Origin of the sequence: Nocardiopsis sp. CNS-639 (assembly GCF_000381685.1) — a bacterium.
GTDB classification, from domain to species: domain Bacteria; phylum Actinomycetota; class Actinomycetes; order Streptosporangiales; family Streptosporangiaceae; genus Nocardiopsis; species Nocardiopsis dassonvillei.
On record NZ_KB906856.1, the window covers coordinates 360,231 to 373,918 of the forward strand.

A 13,688-nucleotide genomic window follows, 5' to 3' on the forward strand; every position below is an offset into this window, starting at 1 on the left:
CTGCTCGCGGTGACACGAGGCGGTGTCCTGGAAGCCGGACGTCCCGTCTGGCAGCCTCGAACGCGCCGTCGATGCTCTGGGGGGAAACGCGATGGACATGCCCGTGGTGAACTCGTGCCAGGTGGACGCCTGCGCCTACAACACCGACCACTCCTGCCACGCACTGGCCATCACCGTGGGGAACTCCTCCCACGCCCAGTGCGACACCTTCTTCGGCGCCGATGACCGGGGCGGCGACCCCGTCGCCACGGGCCAGGTCGGCGCCTGCAAGATGTCGAACTGCGCGCACAACGTTCAGCTGGAGTGCCAGGCCCCGGCCATCTCCGTCGGGTACGTGCACCAGCAGGCCGACTGCCTCACCTACGCGCCCGCCTGACGAGGGCTGGGCGACGCGACCGGAAGCCCCGCGCGGGCGGAGGTCCGCGCGAGGGACGTCGCGCGCCCGCCTGAACGGCGCCGCGCACCGGCTCACTCCGCGGCCCCGGGCACCACGCCCGGGGCCGGTTCCGTGTTCGGGTCCACCGTTCGGGGCCGTCGCCGCGGCCCTCCCAACGCTCGCGCCAGCCGATCGGCGCTGACACTGAACGGCGAACCCGGCTCCGTCCCCGCGATCCTCGGGCCTTCCGGCCAGCCCCGCGCCCCTCGAACCCCTCGTCCCTCAGACCTTCCGGCCCGCCTCCGCGGCCTCGCGGCGCAGCCGCTCCACGACCAGCGCCGCGGGATCGTCGCTGGCCGCCCGGAACCCCTCTCCCGCCCACAGCGCCATGCCGCCGGGGTCTCCGGCCCGGGCGGCGGCCGCGCGCAGCGGCTTCGTCATGTGGTGGATCTCGGGGTAGGCGAAGGGCCTCCGCGGGTGCTCGGCGATGAACCTGTTGGCCAGGCCCCGCGCCGGACGGCCGGTGAAAGCCCACGTCACGGCCGTCCCGGTGTACGCGGGATCGGCCAGCGCGGCCTTGTGGACCGGGTTGGCGCCGCTCTCGGGACAGCGCAGGAACGCCGTGCCCAGCTGCGCGGCGGCGGCACCCGCGTCCAGGGCCCCGGCCACGTCGGCCCCGGTCATGATCCCCCCGGCGGCGATCACCGGTACCTCCACCGCGCCGACCACGTCCGCCAGCAGCTCCCGCAGCGGCAGACCTCCGTTCCCGACCGGGTCGAACGCGCCGCGGTGGCCCCCGGCCTCCGTACCCTGCGCGCACACCCCGTCGGCTCCGCGGGCCACGGCCTCGCGCGCCTCCCCGACCGTGGTCACGGTGACCACCGTGGCACTGCCCGCCGCGCGCAGCCGCTCCAACACGGCGGCCTCCGGGCAGCCGAAGGTGAAGCTCACCACCGGCACGGACGCCTCCGCGAGCAGGTCGATCTTGGCCGCCCACGCGTCGTCGTCGTGCACCGGGGCGCCGACCGGCGTTCCGTACCGCTCGGCCTCGGACTCCAGGTCGCAACGGTAGGACGCCGCCACGTCGGGGTCGGAGGGCGGGCCCGGCACGAACACGTTCACCCCGAACGCGCCGACCCCGGCGTCGCGCACCGCCCCGAGCTGGTCGGCGAGGACCTCGGGGGCCAGGTACCCGGCGGCGAGGAAACCCGTTCCGCCCGCTCCCGCCACGGCCGCCACCAGCGCGGGCGTGGCGGCCCCGCCCGCCATGGGCGCCTGTACGATCGGGCGCTCCCGCAGCAGTTCCGCCAGGCTCATGGTCCCTCTCCTCGTCCTCGGCCGGTACGGCGAAGGCGCGGCGGCGTCCCCGCCCCGACGGCTCCGTGCGGGGTCCGGCTCCCCCGTGGAACCCGCGAGCGGAGCGCTGCGCGGACCACGCCTCCCATGTCCAGGGAATGCTACCGACGCACGTTTTCCGGGGTTCGACCGCACCCGCCCCGAAATGCGATAGCGCGGTTCACCCGACTCTTTCTGTGACGTGGGGCACGAGAATTCCCTGGGGTGCGCCGAAGGAAGAGGGACTTTCCCGGTCCCCTTCCACTGGGAAAGGCGGGAGAACGGCGCCTCCACCCGGAAAGCGCGTCCGCCGCCTGCCCTTTCCGCCCGCTGTCCGCCCCTCCCGTCCACCACCCGCCTTTCCCTCTTGCTATCCGCCCGTCCCGTCCAGTTCCGGTTCGTCCGGGGACCCTTCGCCCTCGTCCGGGCCCTCGACCAACCGCGTCGACTCCGGGAACCGCCGGGACAGCAGAACGGTCGCCAGCGCCGCGGCCACCCCGAACCCGACCACCGCCGTCACCGTCCAGTCCAGCCCGAACAGCTCCCACAGCCACCCGAACGCCAACACGGTCAGCATCCTCGCCGCGTTGCCCACCATCCCCAGCATCGCGGACATGGTGTTGCGGTTGGCGTCGGAGAACATCGTCTGCTGCCACACGTGCGACAGCACCACGGCCAGTCCCAGCAGGAACTCCGCCGCCATCAGCCCCGCCACCAGCGGCACGGCCCCGTGCGCCGCCAGTCCCAGGGGCAGGCCCGAGGAGGCCGCGAAGACGGGTCCCCACACGTGCGGCCGACCGCGCCCCACGAACCGCGAGCACGCCGAACCCGCCGCCATGGCCGCCATCATCAGCAGCAGCACCAGGCCGTTGAGCCGCACGTCCGCGCCGTGCTCGGCCGCGAGCATCGGCTGCCAGGAGAGCACGAGGGCGGTCAGCCCCGACACCGACGCCGCCGACAGGGCCACCAGCGGCGCGAAACGCCTGCTCGCCACCAGTACGCCCGACTCCCGGACGATCGCGGTGAGCGGGCGCCCCGGCTGGCCGGGGGAGTGGGGGAAGCACACCGGAGCCAGCGCCGCCAGTGCCACCAGCACCACGCCACTCACCAGCACCAGGGCGTCCGCGGACAGCCAGGTGCCCGCCACCATCACCGAGGCGGCACCCAGCACCGCGCCGCTGTTGCCCGCCACCTGGACGAACCGCACCGTCCGCGCGATCCGCGCGGGGCGGTCGCGGTCGCCGATCCGGTTGACCACGAGCGCGACCAGAGTCCCGGACTGGAGGTGGAAGCCGACCGCCCACAGGTACATGGACGCGAGCGTCAGCGCGAGCCCGTCCGCGTACCCCGTCAGCACGAAGCCCGTGCCCCACACGGCGAACCCCACCGTCAGCAGCCTGCGGTGGCCGTAGCGGTCGCCGAGCGCACCGCTGGGCGCCTCCACCACCAGGGCCACCAGGTTCGTGGAACCGAGCATCAGTCCCAGCAGCCACGGGTCCGCCCCGCGTTCCAGGAGGATGGTGACGAAAACCGCGCCGAAAAGGAAATCGGCCGAAGCGCAGAGGAGAGCGAACGAGGTGTAGCGCAGGAACAATGACGATTCGGCGGTTCTCTCCACGGGCATGGGCGTTTTCCTGGTCGAGGGACGTCGCGGCTCCGACCAGCCCCTGATGGTGGTGGCATTAGCGGTTCCGGAGGGAAATTCCGCCCAAGCTAGCACGCGGGTTCCGGTGCGGCCACGGCTTTTCCCGGGCCCCGCGTGACGCGGCGGCGGACCGGTTCACCCCCACCCCGCGACAGCGCCGCGGCCGACCGGCTTCCCCGAGCCCGGTGACGGCGCGCGACGCCGTGCCCGACCGGCTCCCCCTGGCCCCGCGAGGACACGGTGATCGCCCGGTTCTCCCGTGGTCCACGGGGACACGGCGACCGGTCTCCGCGCGAGGTGTTCCGCGAAGGCCGGTCCGCGCCCCCGCGGCCGGGGGCGCGGACCGGAAGACGACGACACGGTCGTCCGGGTGCCCTCCGCGCACCCGGGCCCGGGCGCGACGACCCGTGTGAAGTGCGGCGTTCCGGTGTGCATGACCGGGTGGAGCCGGGGTAGTCGCGGTGCCAACCGAGCAACAGGCCGACTCCAAGGAGGCTTGGCGATGCACTCACACGAGGGAAGAGACGGGCCCGGGGGCACGGGCGGCCGCCTGACCGACACCGCCCGCGGGGCGGCGGGCGAGGTCGCCTCCACCGCGGGGGACCAGGTGCGCTCCCTGGCCGACGAGGCCCGGACCGAGGCCCGGCACGTCGCCGACGACGTCCAGACCCGTCTGCGTGAGGAAGTCCACGAACAGACCCGGCGCACGTCGCAGAACCTGCGCCAGTGGTCCGAGGAGCTGTCGTCCATGGCGGACAGCGGGGAGCAGGGCTCCCCGGTGAGCGGTGCCGTGCGCCAGATCGCCCACAGCGGCCGCGGAGCCGCCGACTTCCTGGACGAACGCGGCATGGAGGGCCTGGTGGAGGAGGCCAGGAGCTTCGCGCGACGCAGGCCGGTCGCCTTCCTGGCCGGTGCGGCCATCGCCGGATTCGCGCTCGGACGCGTCCTCAAGGCCTCGTCCGACATCTCCGCGGGCCGGGAAGGGGTCGGCGACAGCCGCCCCGAGGCGCTCCCCGCCGGTGAGCGGGTCCGTCCGCCCGCACCGCGTCTGAGCGAGACCGACCAGGACGAGGGGGCCGCGTCCCCCCGCCCGCCCGTCACGCCCCGGCCGGAGGACATCGGTCCGCCACCGCCCGATCCGGGGCCGCGTGGACGCACGTTCTGAGGGGGCTGACATGGCGACCATTCCCGGAGCACGGCGGGAGACCGGCGGGGAACGGCGGGAGCCGGGCGAGGAGGAGCAGTCCTTCTCCGAACTCCTCGGCGCGGTGACCGGAGACCTGCAGAAGCTGTTCCGTCAGGAACTCGCGCTGGCCAAGGCCGAGATGCGCGAGGAGGCGGTCAAGACCGGCAAGGCCGCCGGCCTGCTGAGCGGGGCCGCGGTGGCCGGGTACCTGGCCCTGCTGCTGCTCAGCCTCGCGGCCATGTTCGGACTGGCGGAACTGATCGGCCTGGGCTGGGCCGCGCTGGTCGTCGCGGTGGTGTGGGCGATCGTCGGCGCGGTCCTGGCCGTCATGGGCCGCGACCGCATGCGCGAGGTCTCTCCGAAACCGGAACGCACCATCGAGACCCTCAAGGAGGACGCGCAATGGGCGAAACACCCGACCAGATAAGACAGGACATCGAGCGGACCCGCTCGGAGCTGACCCATGACACCGACCGTCTGGTGGACCACGCCAACCCGCGCAACGTCGTGCACCGGCGTACCCGCAGGGTCCGGCACGGGACACGGGACCTGAAGGACCGGATCATGGGTTCCGCCCCCTCGACCGGTGAGGCGGCCGAGGGGATCCGGCACACCACCGGCCAGGCGGTCGGCATGGCGAGGTCGCTGCCGGAGCGGGCCGTGCACCAGACCCAGGGCAACCCCATCGCCGCGGGGCTGATCGCCTTCGGGGCCGGTCTCCTGGCCGCCTCCGTCCTCTCCGAGAGCCGTGCGGAACAGCGCGCGGCCCGGCGGGTGGGCGAGCACGCCGACGCGATCGAACCGGCACGCCAGGCGGTCGCGGAGTCGGCCGCCCACGTGAAGGAGCAGGCGGTGGAGTCCGCGCGGACCGCCGGGGAGCACCTCAAGGGCAGCGCCTCGGAGGCCGCGCAGGCCACGGGCGAGCAGGCCCGCCAGGAGGCGAGGACCGCCAAGGACGAGATGCGCGGTTCCTGAGTCCCACCCCGGCCCGGGGGAACGCCTCCGGGCCGGGCACCCGTGGGCGGGTGTCCGCGACGGCGCGGGCGAGGGGCCGGAAGGCCCCTCGCCCCGTCTCCTGCGGGGCCCGGCCCCCGGGAACCGGTGAGGGAAGGAGCGGGAAGATGGTGGGAGGCGACTCCTCGGACGCCTACGACGGCCGTTCCTCCCCGGAGGAGGCCGAGAAACCGACCGACATGTCGGCGTCGTCGTGGTGGGCGTCGCTGCGCCGGACCGTCGGCGAGTTCAAGGAGGACGCGCTGGCCGACCTCGCCGCCGGGCTCACCTACTACGCGATCCTGTCGCTCTTCCCGGCGCTGCTCGTGCTGGTGTCACTGCTCGGCCTCGCCGGGCCCTCCGCGACACAGACCCTGACCGACAACATCTCCGCCACCATGCCCGCCGACGCCGCGCGGCTGGTGACGACGGCCATCGAGAACCTCCAGGGCAACCAGACGGCCGCGGGCGTGTTCGGCCTGGTCAGCCTGGCGATCGCCCTGTGGTCGGCCTCCGGCTACATCGCGGCCTTCATGCGCGCCTCCAACGTCGTCTACGACGTGCCCGAGGGGCGCCCCATCTGGAAGACGCTGCCGATCCGCGTCGGCGTCACCCTGCTGATGGTCGTCCTGCTGTCCCTGACGGTGGTCGGCGTCGCCCTCACCGGCAGCGCCGCGGCCTGGGTCGGACAGCTGCTGGGCCTGGGCTCGACCGTGGTGACGGTGTGGAACATCGCGAAGTGGCCGGTGCTGCTGCTGATCGTGGTGTTCATGATCGCGCTCCTGTACTGGGCCTCGCCCAACGCCAGACGCGGGTTCCGCTGGGTCAGTCCGGGGAGCGTGCTGGCGGTCGTGCTCTGGCTGCTCGCCTCGGCCGCCTTCGCCTTCTACGTGGCCAACTTCGCGTCCTACGGTAGGACCTACGGGACCATGGCGACGGTGGTCGTCTTCCTGGTGTGGCTGTGGATCACCAACATCGCGATCCTGCTCGGCGAGGAGTTCAACGCCGAGATCGAACGCGGACGCGCCATCTCCGGCGGCCAGCCGGTGGACGAGGAGCCCTACGTGGACATGCGCGACGTGCCCAAGAAGAAACACCGGGCCCACCACCAGCAGGGGTGAGGGGCAGGGCCGCGGACCACGGGCGTCCCGTGCGTCGCACCCGCAACGGATTCGGCCCGCTCCTCAGCCCAGGGCGTCGGCGAGGGCGGCGGCCAGGACCGGCACGCTCGGATGCCGGTCCCCGCGCGGCCACACCAGGCCGAGGGACGACTCCGGCAGGCCGTGGACCGGGACGAGGACGAGTCCGTCCCGGTCGGCGTGGTCCGTGACGTCCCCGCTCAGCAGCATGGCCCCCCTCCCGGCCGCGACCTGGGAGAACCCCTCCCGCAGGGTGTCCACACCGCTCTCGTGGCGGATGGTCCTGCCCAGGGGGGTGACGGTGGGGGCGTGGACGCGCAGCCAGTGGTCGGGGGTCCGCCGGACCGGGATGAGCGAGACCCGGGCCATGTCCTCGATCCCGACGCCCGTCCGCGCGGCGAGGGGGTGGTCGGCGGGCAGCGCGAGCCGCTGCGGCTGCCGGGAGAAGACCGCGCCCACGACCAGGTCGAGTTCGCGCACCGGCAGCAGGACGACGGCGGCGTCGACCTCGCCCTCGCGCAGCGGACCGAACGGGTCCGAGTGCGCCGTCTCCACGATCCGCACCCGCGTGCCGGGCTCGCGCTCCTCGAAGGCGCGCACCGCCTCGGCCACCGGGCCGTGCACCTTCCCCCGGAACCCGAGGCGGACCGTGGACGGCCCGCCGTGGGCGCGGTCGCGCGCGCCGTCCACCACCGCGGCCAGGTTCTGGTAGGCGGGCCGCAGGGCGTCGAGGAACTCCTCGCCGAACGGGGTGAGGCACGGGCGCGGGCCCGTGCGGTCCAGGAGAGGGGCGCCGATCCGGTCCTCCAGGGCGCGCAGCATCAGGTCCACGGTCTCCGCGGGTACGCCCAGCCTCACCGCGGCGTGTCCGGGGTGCGGCTCCTCGGCCAGGACGAGGAAGCACTCCAGCTCCCGGATCTCGATACCCCGCAACTGGACGGTCCCCCTCGCCTTCGCCGACATGGCCCGTGCCGCCCCCGAAACGCGTCGGGTCGGCGAGCACCCCTCATGGAAGCACGGGACGCGTACCGCGCGGTTGACCGGCTCTCGTATGGCGGAAGGCGCGGCGGAGGGAGGGCCCCGCCGGGTCCGGTCCGCGCGCGGGCGGCACCCCCCAGGTCCGCGCGTGGACGACGGCGCCCCCTCGGCCCGGGGCGTCGCGGTCGCCGCCGGAACCCGGGAGACCGGACGGGCCCCTCCTCCCGGCGGGCCGGGCACGGTCACCGGATACGCTCGGCGCGACAGCGACTTCCGGGAGGAACCACCATGTCAGCGACCGCCGTCGTCACCGGAGCCAGCAGCGGGATCGGGACCGCCACCGCGCGCGGCCTCGCCGAGGAGGGCTACGACGTGGTCCTGGTCGCCCGCCGCGCCGACCGGATCGAGGCGCTGGCGAAGGAACTGGCCGAGGAGGGCCGCAGCGCCCGCGCCCACGCCCTCGACGTCACCGACAGGGCCGCCGTCGAAGCCTTCGCCGACTCCCTGGCCTCGTGCGAGGTCCTGGTCAACAACGCGGGCGGCGCGATCGGGACCGAGACCGTCGCCGAGGGCGACCCCGCCGACTGGCGCGCCATGTACGAGGTCAACGTCATCGGTGTGCTCAACATGACCCAGGCCCTGCTGCCCAAGCTGATCGCCAGCGGGGACGGCACCGTGCTGGTCGTCTCCTCCACGGCGGGGCACGTGGCCTACGAGGGCGGCGGCGGGTACGTGGCCGCCAAGCACGGCGCGCACAGCCTCGCCGCCACGCTGCGCCTGGAGCTGTGCGGCGAACCGGTGCGCGTGCTGGAGATCGCGCCGGGCATGGTCAGGACCGAGGAGTTCGCCCTCAACCGGATGCGCGGTGACTCCGGGGCCGCCGACGCCGTCTACGCCGGTGTGCCCGACCCGCTGAGCGCCGAGGACGTCGCCGACACCATCGTGTGGGCGGTCACGCGGCCCCCGCACGTGAACATCGACCTGCTCGTGGTGCGCCCGCGCGCGCAGGCCGCCCAGCACAAGGTCCACCGCGTGCGGCGGGGGGAGTCCTAAGAAACGCCGCCCAGCGGGCTGGCCGGAACCGTCACCGGTGTGGCACGGGGGTTTTCCGACCCGCGTCCCAGCGGGGGCGGGCGGGGTGGCCGCCGGGTTCGACGGCCGCTCCGTCAGTGCCCGGGCGGGCCGCCCCGGCCGGGGCCCCGACCGGCTCCGTGCCGCGGCGACCGCCCGGTTCCACGCGGCCGAGACGCGTCACGGGTACGAGGGGCGTCCCGGGGGGAGGGGCCCGGCGGACCCTCTCCCGGGGTCACGGCACCGGCCCGGGAGGCGGGTGCGGGCCGCGGTCGCCGTCCGGCCCCGAGGGGCTCAGGCCTGCGCGCCGCCGGACGCGCACTCGGCGCAGTCGCAGTAGTTCGTCGTGGACATGGACCGGCAGCGGGTGCAGATCTGCCGCTTCGCTCCGGGGGGATCGTGCTTCCAGTCGTGCTGCCCCCGCCTGCAGATCCCCGAGGGGCCGATGACGGTGTCGTCAGGTGAGGTGTCCATGGCAGCAAGGTAGTCCCGGCCGACCCCGAAGACCAGGGCCGGGCGGGGCCGCGCCCCGGAGGGGCCGCCCCTGCGGGGGGACGGCCCGTGTCCGGGCGGGGGTCGCGCGGAGCCCGTGGGTCAGGCGTCCAGTTCCCGGGACAGCATCTCCACGAGCTCGTCCAGGACCTTGTCCGCGTTCTCCTGCTCCTCGCAGGACAGGGTGACCGTCTCGCCGTGCTTGACGCCCAGCGCCATCACCGCGAGCACGCTGCGGGCGTCCACGGGGTCCTGGCCCTCGCGGGCGATCTTGACGGGCAGGCCGGTGCCGTTGACGGCCTGGACGAACAGGCTGGCGGGGCGGGCGTGCAGGCCGAGCTGGGAGGCGATGGCCACGGTGCGCTGGGGCATGTCAGTCCTAGGAGAAGTCGTCGGGAGATCGTCGGTTGGGCGGGGAGGCCCGGGTCAGAGCGTGTCGACCGGCCACTGCGGGTCGGGGTCGGCCACCGCGGTGATCGCGTCGGCGGCCACGTCGTCGGGGGAGGGGACGGTGGTTCCGGGCAGGGAGACCGCGGCGGTCCCCCACGCCACGGCGTGCCGCAGCCGGTCCTCGGGGGAGCCGTCCGCGCCCAGGAACCCGGCCAGGGCGCAGTCGCCCGCGCCCACCGTGCTGCGCGTGCGGACCCGGGGCCCGCGCGCCCACCAGGTGTGCTCGGGGTCCACGAGTATCGCACCGTGGCCCCCCAGTGTCACCAGGGCGGAGCCGTTGCCCCACCCCAGGACCTCGCGGGCGGCCTCGGTGACCGCGCCCACGGTGGTCAGTTCCCGGCCGATCAGCTCGGCCAGCTCCTCCTGGTTGGGCTTGAGCAGGGCCACCGACCCCGCGCGGGCCGCGGCCTCCAGGGGCTTGCCGGAGGTGTCCAGGGCCAGCGGGACACCGTAGGAGGCGGCCAGCTCGGCCACGCGCACGTACAGGTCGTCGGGGGTGCCGGAGGGAAGGCTGCCGCTGGCCACCACCCACGCGGGCCCCCGGCCCAGCTCGCTCTCCAGGGCGGAGAGCAGGGCGTCGGTCTCCTCGGGGGAGAGCACGGGGCCGGGTGCGTTGAGCTTGGTGGTGGTGCCGTCGTCCTCGGTGACGGCGATGTTGCCCCTGGTCTCGCCCTCGATGGGGACGGCGACGCAGGGCAGGTCTCCGAGCAGGGTGGTCAGCTCGGCGCCTCCGCCGCCGCCCACGGGCAGTACCGCCCGTGTGGGCACGTCGGCACGGCGCAGCGCGCGGGAGACGTTGACGCCCTTGCCGCCCGCCTGCGCGCGGGTGGAGCCCACGCGCAGGACCTCACCGCGGGTCAGGTGACTGACCTCCAGGGTGTGGTCCACGCTCGGGTTGGGGGTGAGGGTCAGGATCATGGGTGCTCTTTTCGAGGTGGCTGCGCCCGGCCCGGTCCGGATGTGGGACTACCTTTGATTATGTGTGTTTGCCTGCGTGTGTCAATGCTGTTGTGCCCTGGTTTCCGGTTTTGGCCACTGTCGGTCACGGGCGCGTGGGGCTCGTGTCACCGGGGTCCCGGTGTGCGGGCGCAGTCGGAGCGAGGGGAAACGCTCCTGGTGGGTTCGGGCGGACCGTAGGGGCTTCGCGACGAGCAGTGTTGCTGGGATATTGGTTCAAGGTACCTCTTGTGTGTCCCAGGCAACACCATTAAACTCACAGAAAACCACACCGAAACACAGGTGATCCAACATGTACGCGGAAGAGCGCCAGAAGGCGATCCTCGAACGCGCCCGGCGGGACGGCCGGGTCGACGTGACGGGGCTCGCCGCGGAGTTCGACGTCACGTACGAGACCATCCGACGCGACCTCACGGCACTCGAACGCCACGGGGTCCTGCGCAGGGTCCACGGTGGCGCGATCCCCGTCGAGCGGCTGGGCTTCGAGCCCGCCCTCAATGTGCGCGACTCCGTCATGACGCAGGAGAAGGAGCGCATCGCCAAGGCGGCTCTCGCCGAACTCCCGGAGGAGGGCGCCATCCTGCTCGACGCCGGGTCCACCACCGGACGCCTCGCCGAGCAGCTGCCCGCCGACCGCGAACTCACCGTCGTCACCAACTCCCTGTCCATCGCCCTCACGCTCGCTCCGCGTACCCACATCAACCTCATGCTGCTCGGCGGGCGCCTGCGCACCCGCACCCAGGCCACCGTCGACGCCTGGGCGCTGCGCTCCCTCGCCGAGTCCTACGTCGACGTCGCCTTCATGGCGGCGAACGGGATCTCCACCGAACGCGGGCTCACCACACCCGATCCCGCGGAGGCGGAGGTCAAGCGGACCATGATCGCCTCGGCCCGCCGCTGCGTCCTGCTCGCCGACCACACCAAGGTCGGCAACGACCACTTCGCCCGCTTCGCGGCGGTCGAGGACCTCGATCTGGTCATCACCGACACCGGTCTCGCCAGCGGTCTCGCCGACGAACTGGAGGCCGCCGGACCCCGAGTCCAGGTGGTCTGACCACGGCGGGACACCGAGCGGGGCGGTTCCACCGTCCGGGACCGCCCCGCGCCGGAACGCCCCGCGCCCACCCACACCAACACCGACACCCACTGCCCCTCCCCACCTCATCGGCGGGCGATCCGCCCCCCCCACCCCCCAGGAGGGCCCCCATGACCACACAGCAGAGCACGGACAGACTCGCCTCGGTGCGCTCCGGAGTACAGCGCTTCGGAGGGTTCCTGTCGAGCATGGTGATGCCCAACATCGGCGCGTTCATCGCCTGGGGACTGATCACCGCCCTGTTCATCCCCGACGGGTGGTGGCCCAACGAGCAGATGGCCGGGCTCGTCGACCCGATGATCAAGTACCTGCTGCCGCTGCTGATCGCCTACACCGGCGGCGCGCTGGTGCACGACAGGCGCGGCGGCGTGGTCGGCGCGGCCGCGACCATGGGCGTGATCGTCTCCGCGGACATCCCCATGTTCCTGGGCGCGATGTTCATGGGTCCGTTCGCGGCCTACCTCATGAAGCACTTCGACCGGGTCGTCCAGCCGCGCATCAAGGCCGGCTTCGAGATGCTGGTCAACAACTTCAGCGCCGGCATCCTCGCCGCGATCCTGGCCGCCCTGGGCGTCTACGCGGTCGGACCGGTGGTGGAGGGCATCGCCACCGGCCTGGGCAAGGGCGTGCAGTTCCTCATCGACCTGAGCCTGCTGCCGCTGGTCTCGGTCATCGTCGAGCCCGCCAAGGTGCTGTTCCTCAACAACGCCATCAACCACGGCGTCTTCACCCCGCTGGGCACGGCCCGCGCGGTCGCCGACGGCAGGGCCATCGAGTTCCTCATCGAGTCGAACCCCGGACCGGGCCTGGGCATCCTGCTGGCCCTGATGTTCTTCGGCTCCAAGGTCAGCCGCGCCACCGCGCCCGGCGCGGCCGTCATCCACTTCTTCGGCGGGATCCACGAGATCTACTTCCCGTACATCCTCGCCCAGCCGAAGCTGATCCTCGCCGCGATCGGCGGCGGCATGTCCGGCGTCGCGACCTTCATGATCATGGACGCCGGGCTCGTCTCCGCCGCCTCCCCCGGCAGCATCATCGCGATCATGGCGGTCACCCCGCAGGGAGGCCACCTGTCGGTCCTGGCCGGGGTCGTCGCCGCCACCATCGTCTCCTTCGTCATCGCCTCGCTCCTGCTCGGCTTCGGCCGGTCCGAGCGCAAGGCCGAGCGCGAGGAGAAGGCCAAGCAGGAAGCCGCTCAGAACCAGGAGAACAGCTGATGAGCACTATCGAGGGCTCCGACATCAAGAAGGTCGTCGTCGCCTGCGACGCGGGCATGGGCAGCAGTGTCCTGCTCACCTCGCAGCTGAGCAAGACCCTGTCCCCGTACGGCGTGTCCGTCGAGCACTCCCCGGTCGACCGGATCCCCGAGGGCGCCGACGTGGTCCTGTGCCACACCGGGCTCGTCGACCGGGCCCGGACCCGGGTGCCCGGCACCGTCGTCATCAGCTTCCAGATGTTCCTGGGAGACCCGGCGTTCACCCGCCTGGAGCAGGCTGTGAAGAACGGGAGCACCCTTGCCGAATGATCTGGCGCTGACCGAGGACGCCGTCCGGCTGGGCCGCGAGGCCGCCGACCGGGCCGACGCCATCGACCAGTGCGGTGCCCTGCTCGTCGAACTGGGCGCCGTCGAACCCGGCTACGTGCCCGCCATGCACGAGCGGGAGGCCTCCATCCCCACCTTCGTCGGTGAGGGCGTGGCCATCCCGCACGGCACGGACGCCTCGCGGGCCCTGGTCAAGCGCACCGCGCTGGCCGTGGTCCAGTTCCCCGGCGGGGTCGACTGGGGCGGCCCCACCGTCCACGTGGCCATCGGCATCGCCGCCTCCGGGGACGAGCACCTGGGTGTGCTGTCCTCGCTGGCGGGGATCCTCACCGACCCGGAGAAGGCGGCGCGCCTGCGCTCCGCCAGCACCACGTCCGACGTCCTCGAACTGCTCGGCCCCCTACAGGACGGCTGAGCCCAACCGAAC

General features: G+C 73.2%; 16 protein-coding genes. 10 read left to right on the top strand and 6 right to left on the bottom strand.

From position 1 onward, the window contains the following. Window positions 1-91 precede the first annotated feature (91 nt). On the top strand, window positions 92-376 hold the full coding sequence (locus G011_RS0107005) for a DUF1540 domain-containing protein (RefSeq protein WP_013155235.1): 285 nt from the start codon (window positions 92-94) through the stop codon (window positions 374-376). Between the two features lie 282 nt (window positions 377-658). Here the strand turns inward: G011_RS0107005 and G011_RS0107010 are convergent, their stop codons facing one another. Beyond that, window positions 659-1,693 (bottom strand): nitronate monooxygenase, encoded by a 1,035-nt coding sequence (locus tag G011_RS0107010; protein WP_019607856.1) that lies wholly within the window; start codon window positions 1,691-1,693, stop codon window positions 659-661. Window positions 1,694-2,081: 388 nt separating this feature from the next. Next, on the bottom strand, window positions 2,082-3,335 hold the full coding sequence (locus tag G011_RS0107015) for an MFS transporter (protein WP_026338099.1): 1,254 nt from the start codon (window positions 3,333-3,335) through the stop codon (window positions 2,082-2,084). Window positions 3,336-3,858: 523 nt separating this feature from the next. Between G011_RS0107015 and G011_RS0107020 the strand changes: the two genes are divergently transcribed. From G011_RS0107020 to G011_RS0107035, 4 genes are all read left to right on the top strand, one after another. Continuing rightward, window positions 3,859-4,521, top strand: coding sequence for a hypothetical protein (locus G011_RS0107020; RefSeq protein WP_019607858.1), 663 nt, complete (start codon window positions 3,859-3,861; stop codon window positions 4,519-4,521). Between the two features lie 10 nt (window positions 4,522-4,531). Beyond that, on the top strand, window positions 4,532-4,969 hold the full coding sequence (locus G011_RS0107025; protein WP_019607859.1) for a phage holin family protein: 438 nt from the start codon (window positions 4,532-4,534) through the stop codon (window positions 4,967-4,969). Further along, entirely contained in the window at window positions 4,945-5,517 is a 573-nt protein-coding gene (locus tag G011_RS0107030; protein ID WP_019607860.1) for a DUF3618 domain-containing protein, read from the top strand. The genes G011_RS0107025 and G011_RS0107030 overlap by 25 nt, the downstream gene beginning before the upstream one ends. Window positions 5,518-5,663: 146 nt before the next feature. Then, window positions 5,664-6,656: a YihY/virulence factor BrkB family protein gene (locus tag G011_RS0107035; RefSeq protein WP_019607861.1), complete on the top strand. Its 993-nt coding sequence runs from the start codon at window positions 5,664-5,666 to the stop codon at window positions 6,654-6,656. A 63-nt stretch (window positions 6,657-6,719) separates the two neighbouring features. Here the strand turns inward: G011_RS0107035 and G011_RS0107040 are convergent, their stop codons facing one another. Next, the gene (locus G011_RS0107040; RefSeq protein WP_026338100.1) at window positions 6,720-7,637 is read right to left on the bottom strand and encodes a LysR family transcriptional regulator; all 918 of its coding nucleotides are present in this window, start codon (window positions 7,635-7,637) and stop codon (window positions 6,720-6,722) included. 303 nt (window positions 7,638-7,940) lie between these two features. Here G011_RS0107040 and G011_RS0107045 point away from each other — a divergent pair, with 303 nt between their 5' ends. Beyond that, window positions 7,941-8,705, top strand: coding sequence for an SDR family NAD(P)-dependent oxidoreductase (locus G011_RS0107045; RefSeq protein ID WP_019607863.1), 765 nt, complete (start codon window positions 7,941-7,943; stop codon window positions 8,703-8,705). Window positions 8,706-9,017: 312 nt separating this feature from the next. Here G011_RS0107045 and G011_RS0107050 read toward each other — a convergent pair whose 3' ends face one another. From G011_RS0107050 to pfkB, 3 genes are all read right to left on the bottom strand, one after another. Further along, window positions 9,018-9,197 (bottom strand): hypothetical protein, encoded by a 180-nt coding sequence (locus G011_RS0107050; RefSeq protein ID WP_019607864.1) that lies wholly within the window; start codon window positions 9,195-9,197, stop codon window positions 9,018-9,020. Window positions 9,198-9,317: 120 nt separating this feature from the next. Further along, entirely contained in the window at window positions 9,318-9,587 is a 270-nt protein-coding gene (locus G011_RS0107055; protein WP_013155226.1) for an HPr family phosphocarrier protein, read from the bottom strand. 54 nt (window positions 9,588-9,641) lie between these two features. Continuing rightward, window positions 9,642-10,583, bottom strand: coding sequence for a 1-phosphofructokinase (gene pfkB / locus G011_RS0107060; protein WP_019607865.1), 942 nt, complete (start codon window positions 10,581-10,583; stop codon window positions 9,642-9,644). Window positions 10,584-10,914: 331 nt separating this feature from the next. On the opposite strand from pfkB, the gene G011_RS0107065 reads away from it, so the two are divergent. The 4 genes from G011_RS0107065 (at window position 10,915) to G011_RS0107080 (ending at window position 13,676) form a co-directional block, all read left to right on the top strand. Further along, complete coding sequence (locus G011_RS0107065; RefSeq protein ID WP_017563623.1) at window positions 10,915-11,676, top strand: DeoR/GlpR family DNA-binding transcription regulator; 762 nt, start codon at window positions 10,915-10,917, stop codon at window positions 11,674-11,676. Between the two features lie 152 nt (window positions 11,677-11,828). Then, window positions 11,829-12,935: a PTS mannitol transporter subunit IICB gene (gene mtlA, locus G011_RS0107070; RefSeq protein ID WP_013155223.1), complete on the top strand. Its 1,107-nt coding sequence runs from the start codon at window positions 11,829-11,831 to the stop codon at window positions 12,933-12,935. Continuing rightward, complete coding sequence (locus G011_RS0107075; RefSeq protein ID WP_013155222.1) at window positions 12,935-13,243, top strand: PTS lactose transporter subunit IIB; 309 nt, start codon at window positions 12,935-12,937, stop codon at window positions 13,241-13,243. The genes mtlA and G011_RS0107075 overlap by 1 nt, the downstream gene beginning before the upstream one ends. Further along, entirely contained in the window at window positions 13,233-13,676 is a 444-nt protein-coding gene (locus G011_RS0107080; RefSeq protein ID WP_013155221.1) for a PTS sugar transporter subunit IIA, read from the top strand. Before G011_RS0107075 ends, G011_RS0107080 begins: the two co-directional genes overlap by 11 nt. Window positions 13,677-13,688 lie beyond the last annotated feature (12 nt).

Excerpts from the sequence above, each read along its gene's own strand:
- G011_RS0107005 (WP_013155235.1), top strand. The coding sequence starts at position 92 with ATGGACATGCCCGTGGTGAACTCGTGCCAGGTGGACGCCTGCGCCTAC.
- G011_RS0107010 (WP_019607856.1), bottom strand. The coding sequence starts at position 1,693 with ATGAGCCTGGCGGAACTGCTGCGGGAGCGCCCGATCGTACAGGCGCCC.
- G011_RS0107015 (WP_026338099.1), bottom strand. The coding sequence starts at position 3,335 with ATGCCCGTGGAGAGAACCGCCGAATCGTCATTGTTCCTGCGCTACACC.
- G011_RS0107020 (WP_019607858.1), top strand. The coding sequence starts at position 3,859 with ATGCACTCACACGAGGGAAGAGACGGGCCCGGGGGCACGGGCGGCCGC.
- G011_RS0107025 (WP_019607859.1), top strand. The coding sequence starts at position 4,532 with ATGGCGACCATTCCCGGAGCACGGCGGGAGACCGGCGGGGAACGGCGG.
- G011_RS0107030 (WP_019607860.1), top strand. The coding sequence starts at position 4,945 with ATGGGCGAAACACCCGACCAGATAAGACAGGACATCGAGCGGACCCGC.
- G011_RS0107035 (WP_019607861.1), top strand. The coding sequence starts at position 5,664 with ATGGTGGGAGGCGACTCCTCGGACGCCTACGACGGCCGTTCCTCCCCG.
- G011_RS0107040 (WP_026338100.1), bottom strand. The coding sequence starts at position 7,637 with ATGTCGGCGAAGGCGAGGGGGACCGTCCAGTTGCGGGGTATCGAGATC.
- G011_RS0107045 (WP_019607863.1), top strand. The coding sequence starts at position 7,941 with ATGTCAGCGACCGCCGTCGTCACCGGAGCCAGCAGCGGGATCGGGACC.
- G011_RS0107050 (WP_019607864.1), bottom strand. The coding sequence starts at position 9,197 with ATGGACACCTCACCTGACGACACCGTCATCGGCCCCTCGGGGATCTGC.
- G011_RS0107055 (WP_013155226.1), bottom strand. The coding sequence starts at position 9,587 with ATGCCCCAGCGCACCGTGGCCATCGCCTCCCAGCTCGGCCTGCACGCC.
- pfkB (WP_019607865.1), bottom strand. The coding sequence starts at position 10,583 with ATGATCCTGACCCTCACCCCCAACCCGAGCGTGGACCACACCCTGGAG.
- G011_RS0107065 (WP_017563623.1), top strand. The coding sequence starts at position 10,915 with ATGTACGCGGAAGAGCGCCAGAAGGCGATCCTCGAACGCGCCCGGCGG.
- mtlA (WP_013155223.1), top strand. The coding sequence starts at position 11,829 with ATGACCACACAGCAGAGCACGGACAGACTCGCCTCGGTGCGCTCCGGA.
- G011_RS0107075 (WP_013155222.1), top strand. The coding sequence starts at position 12,935 with ATGAGCACTATCGAGGGCTCCGACATCAAGAAGGTCGTCGTCGCCTGC.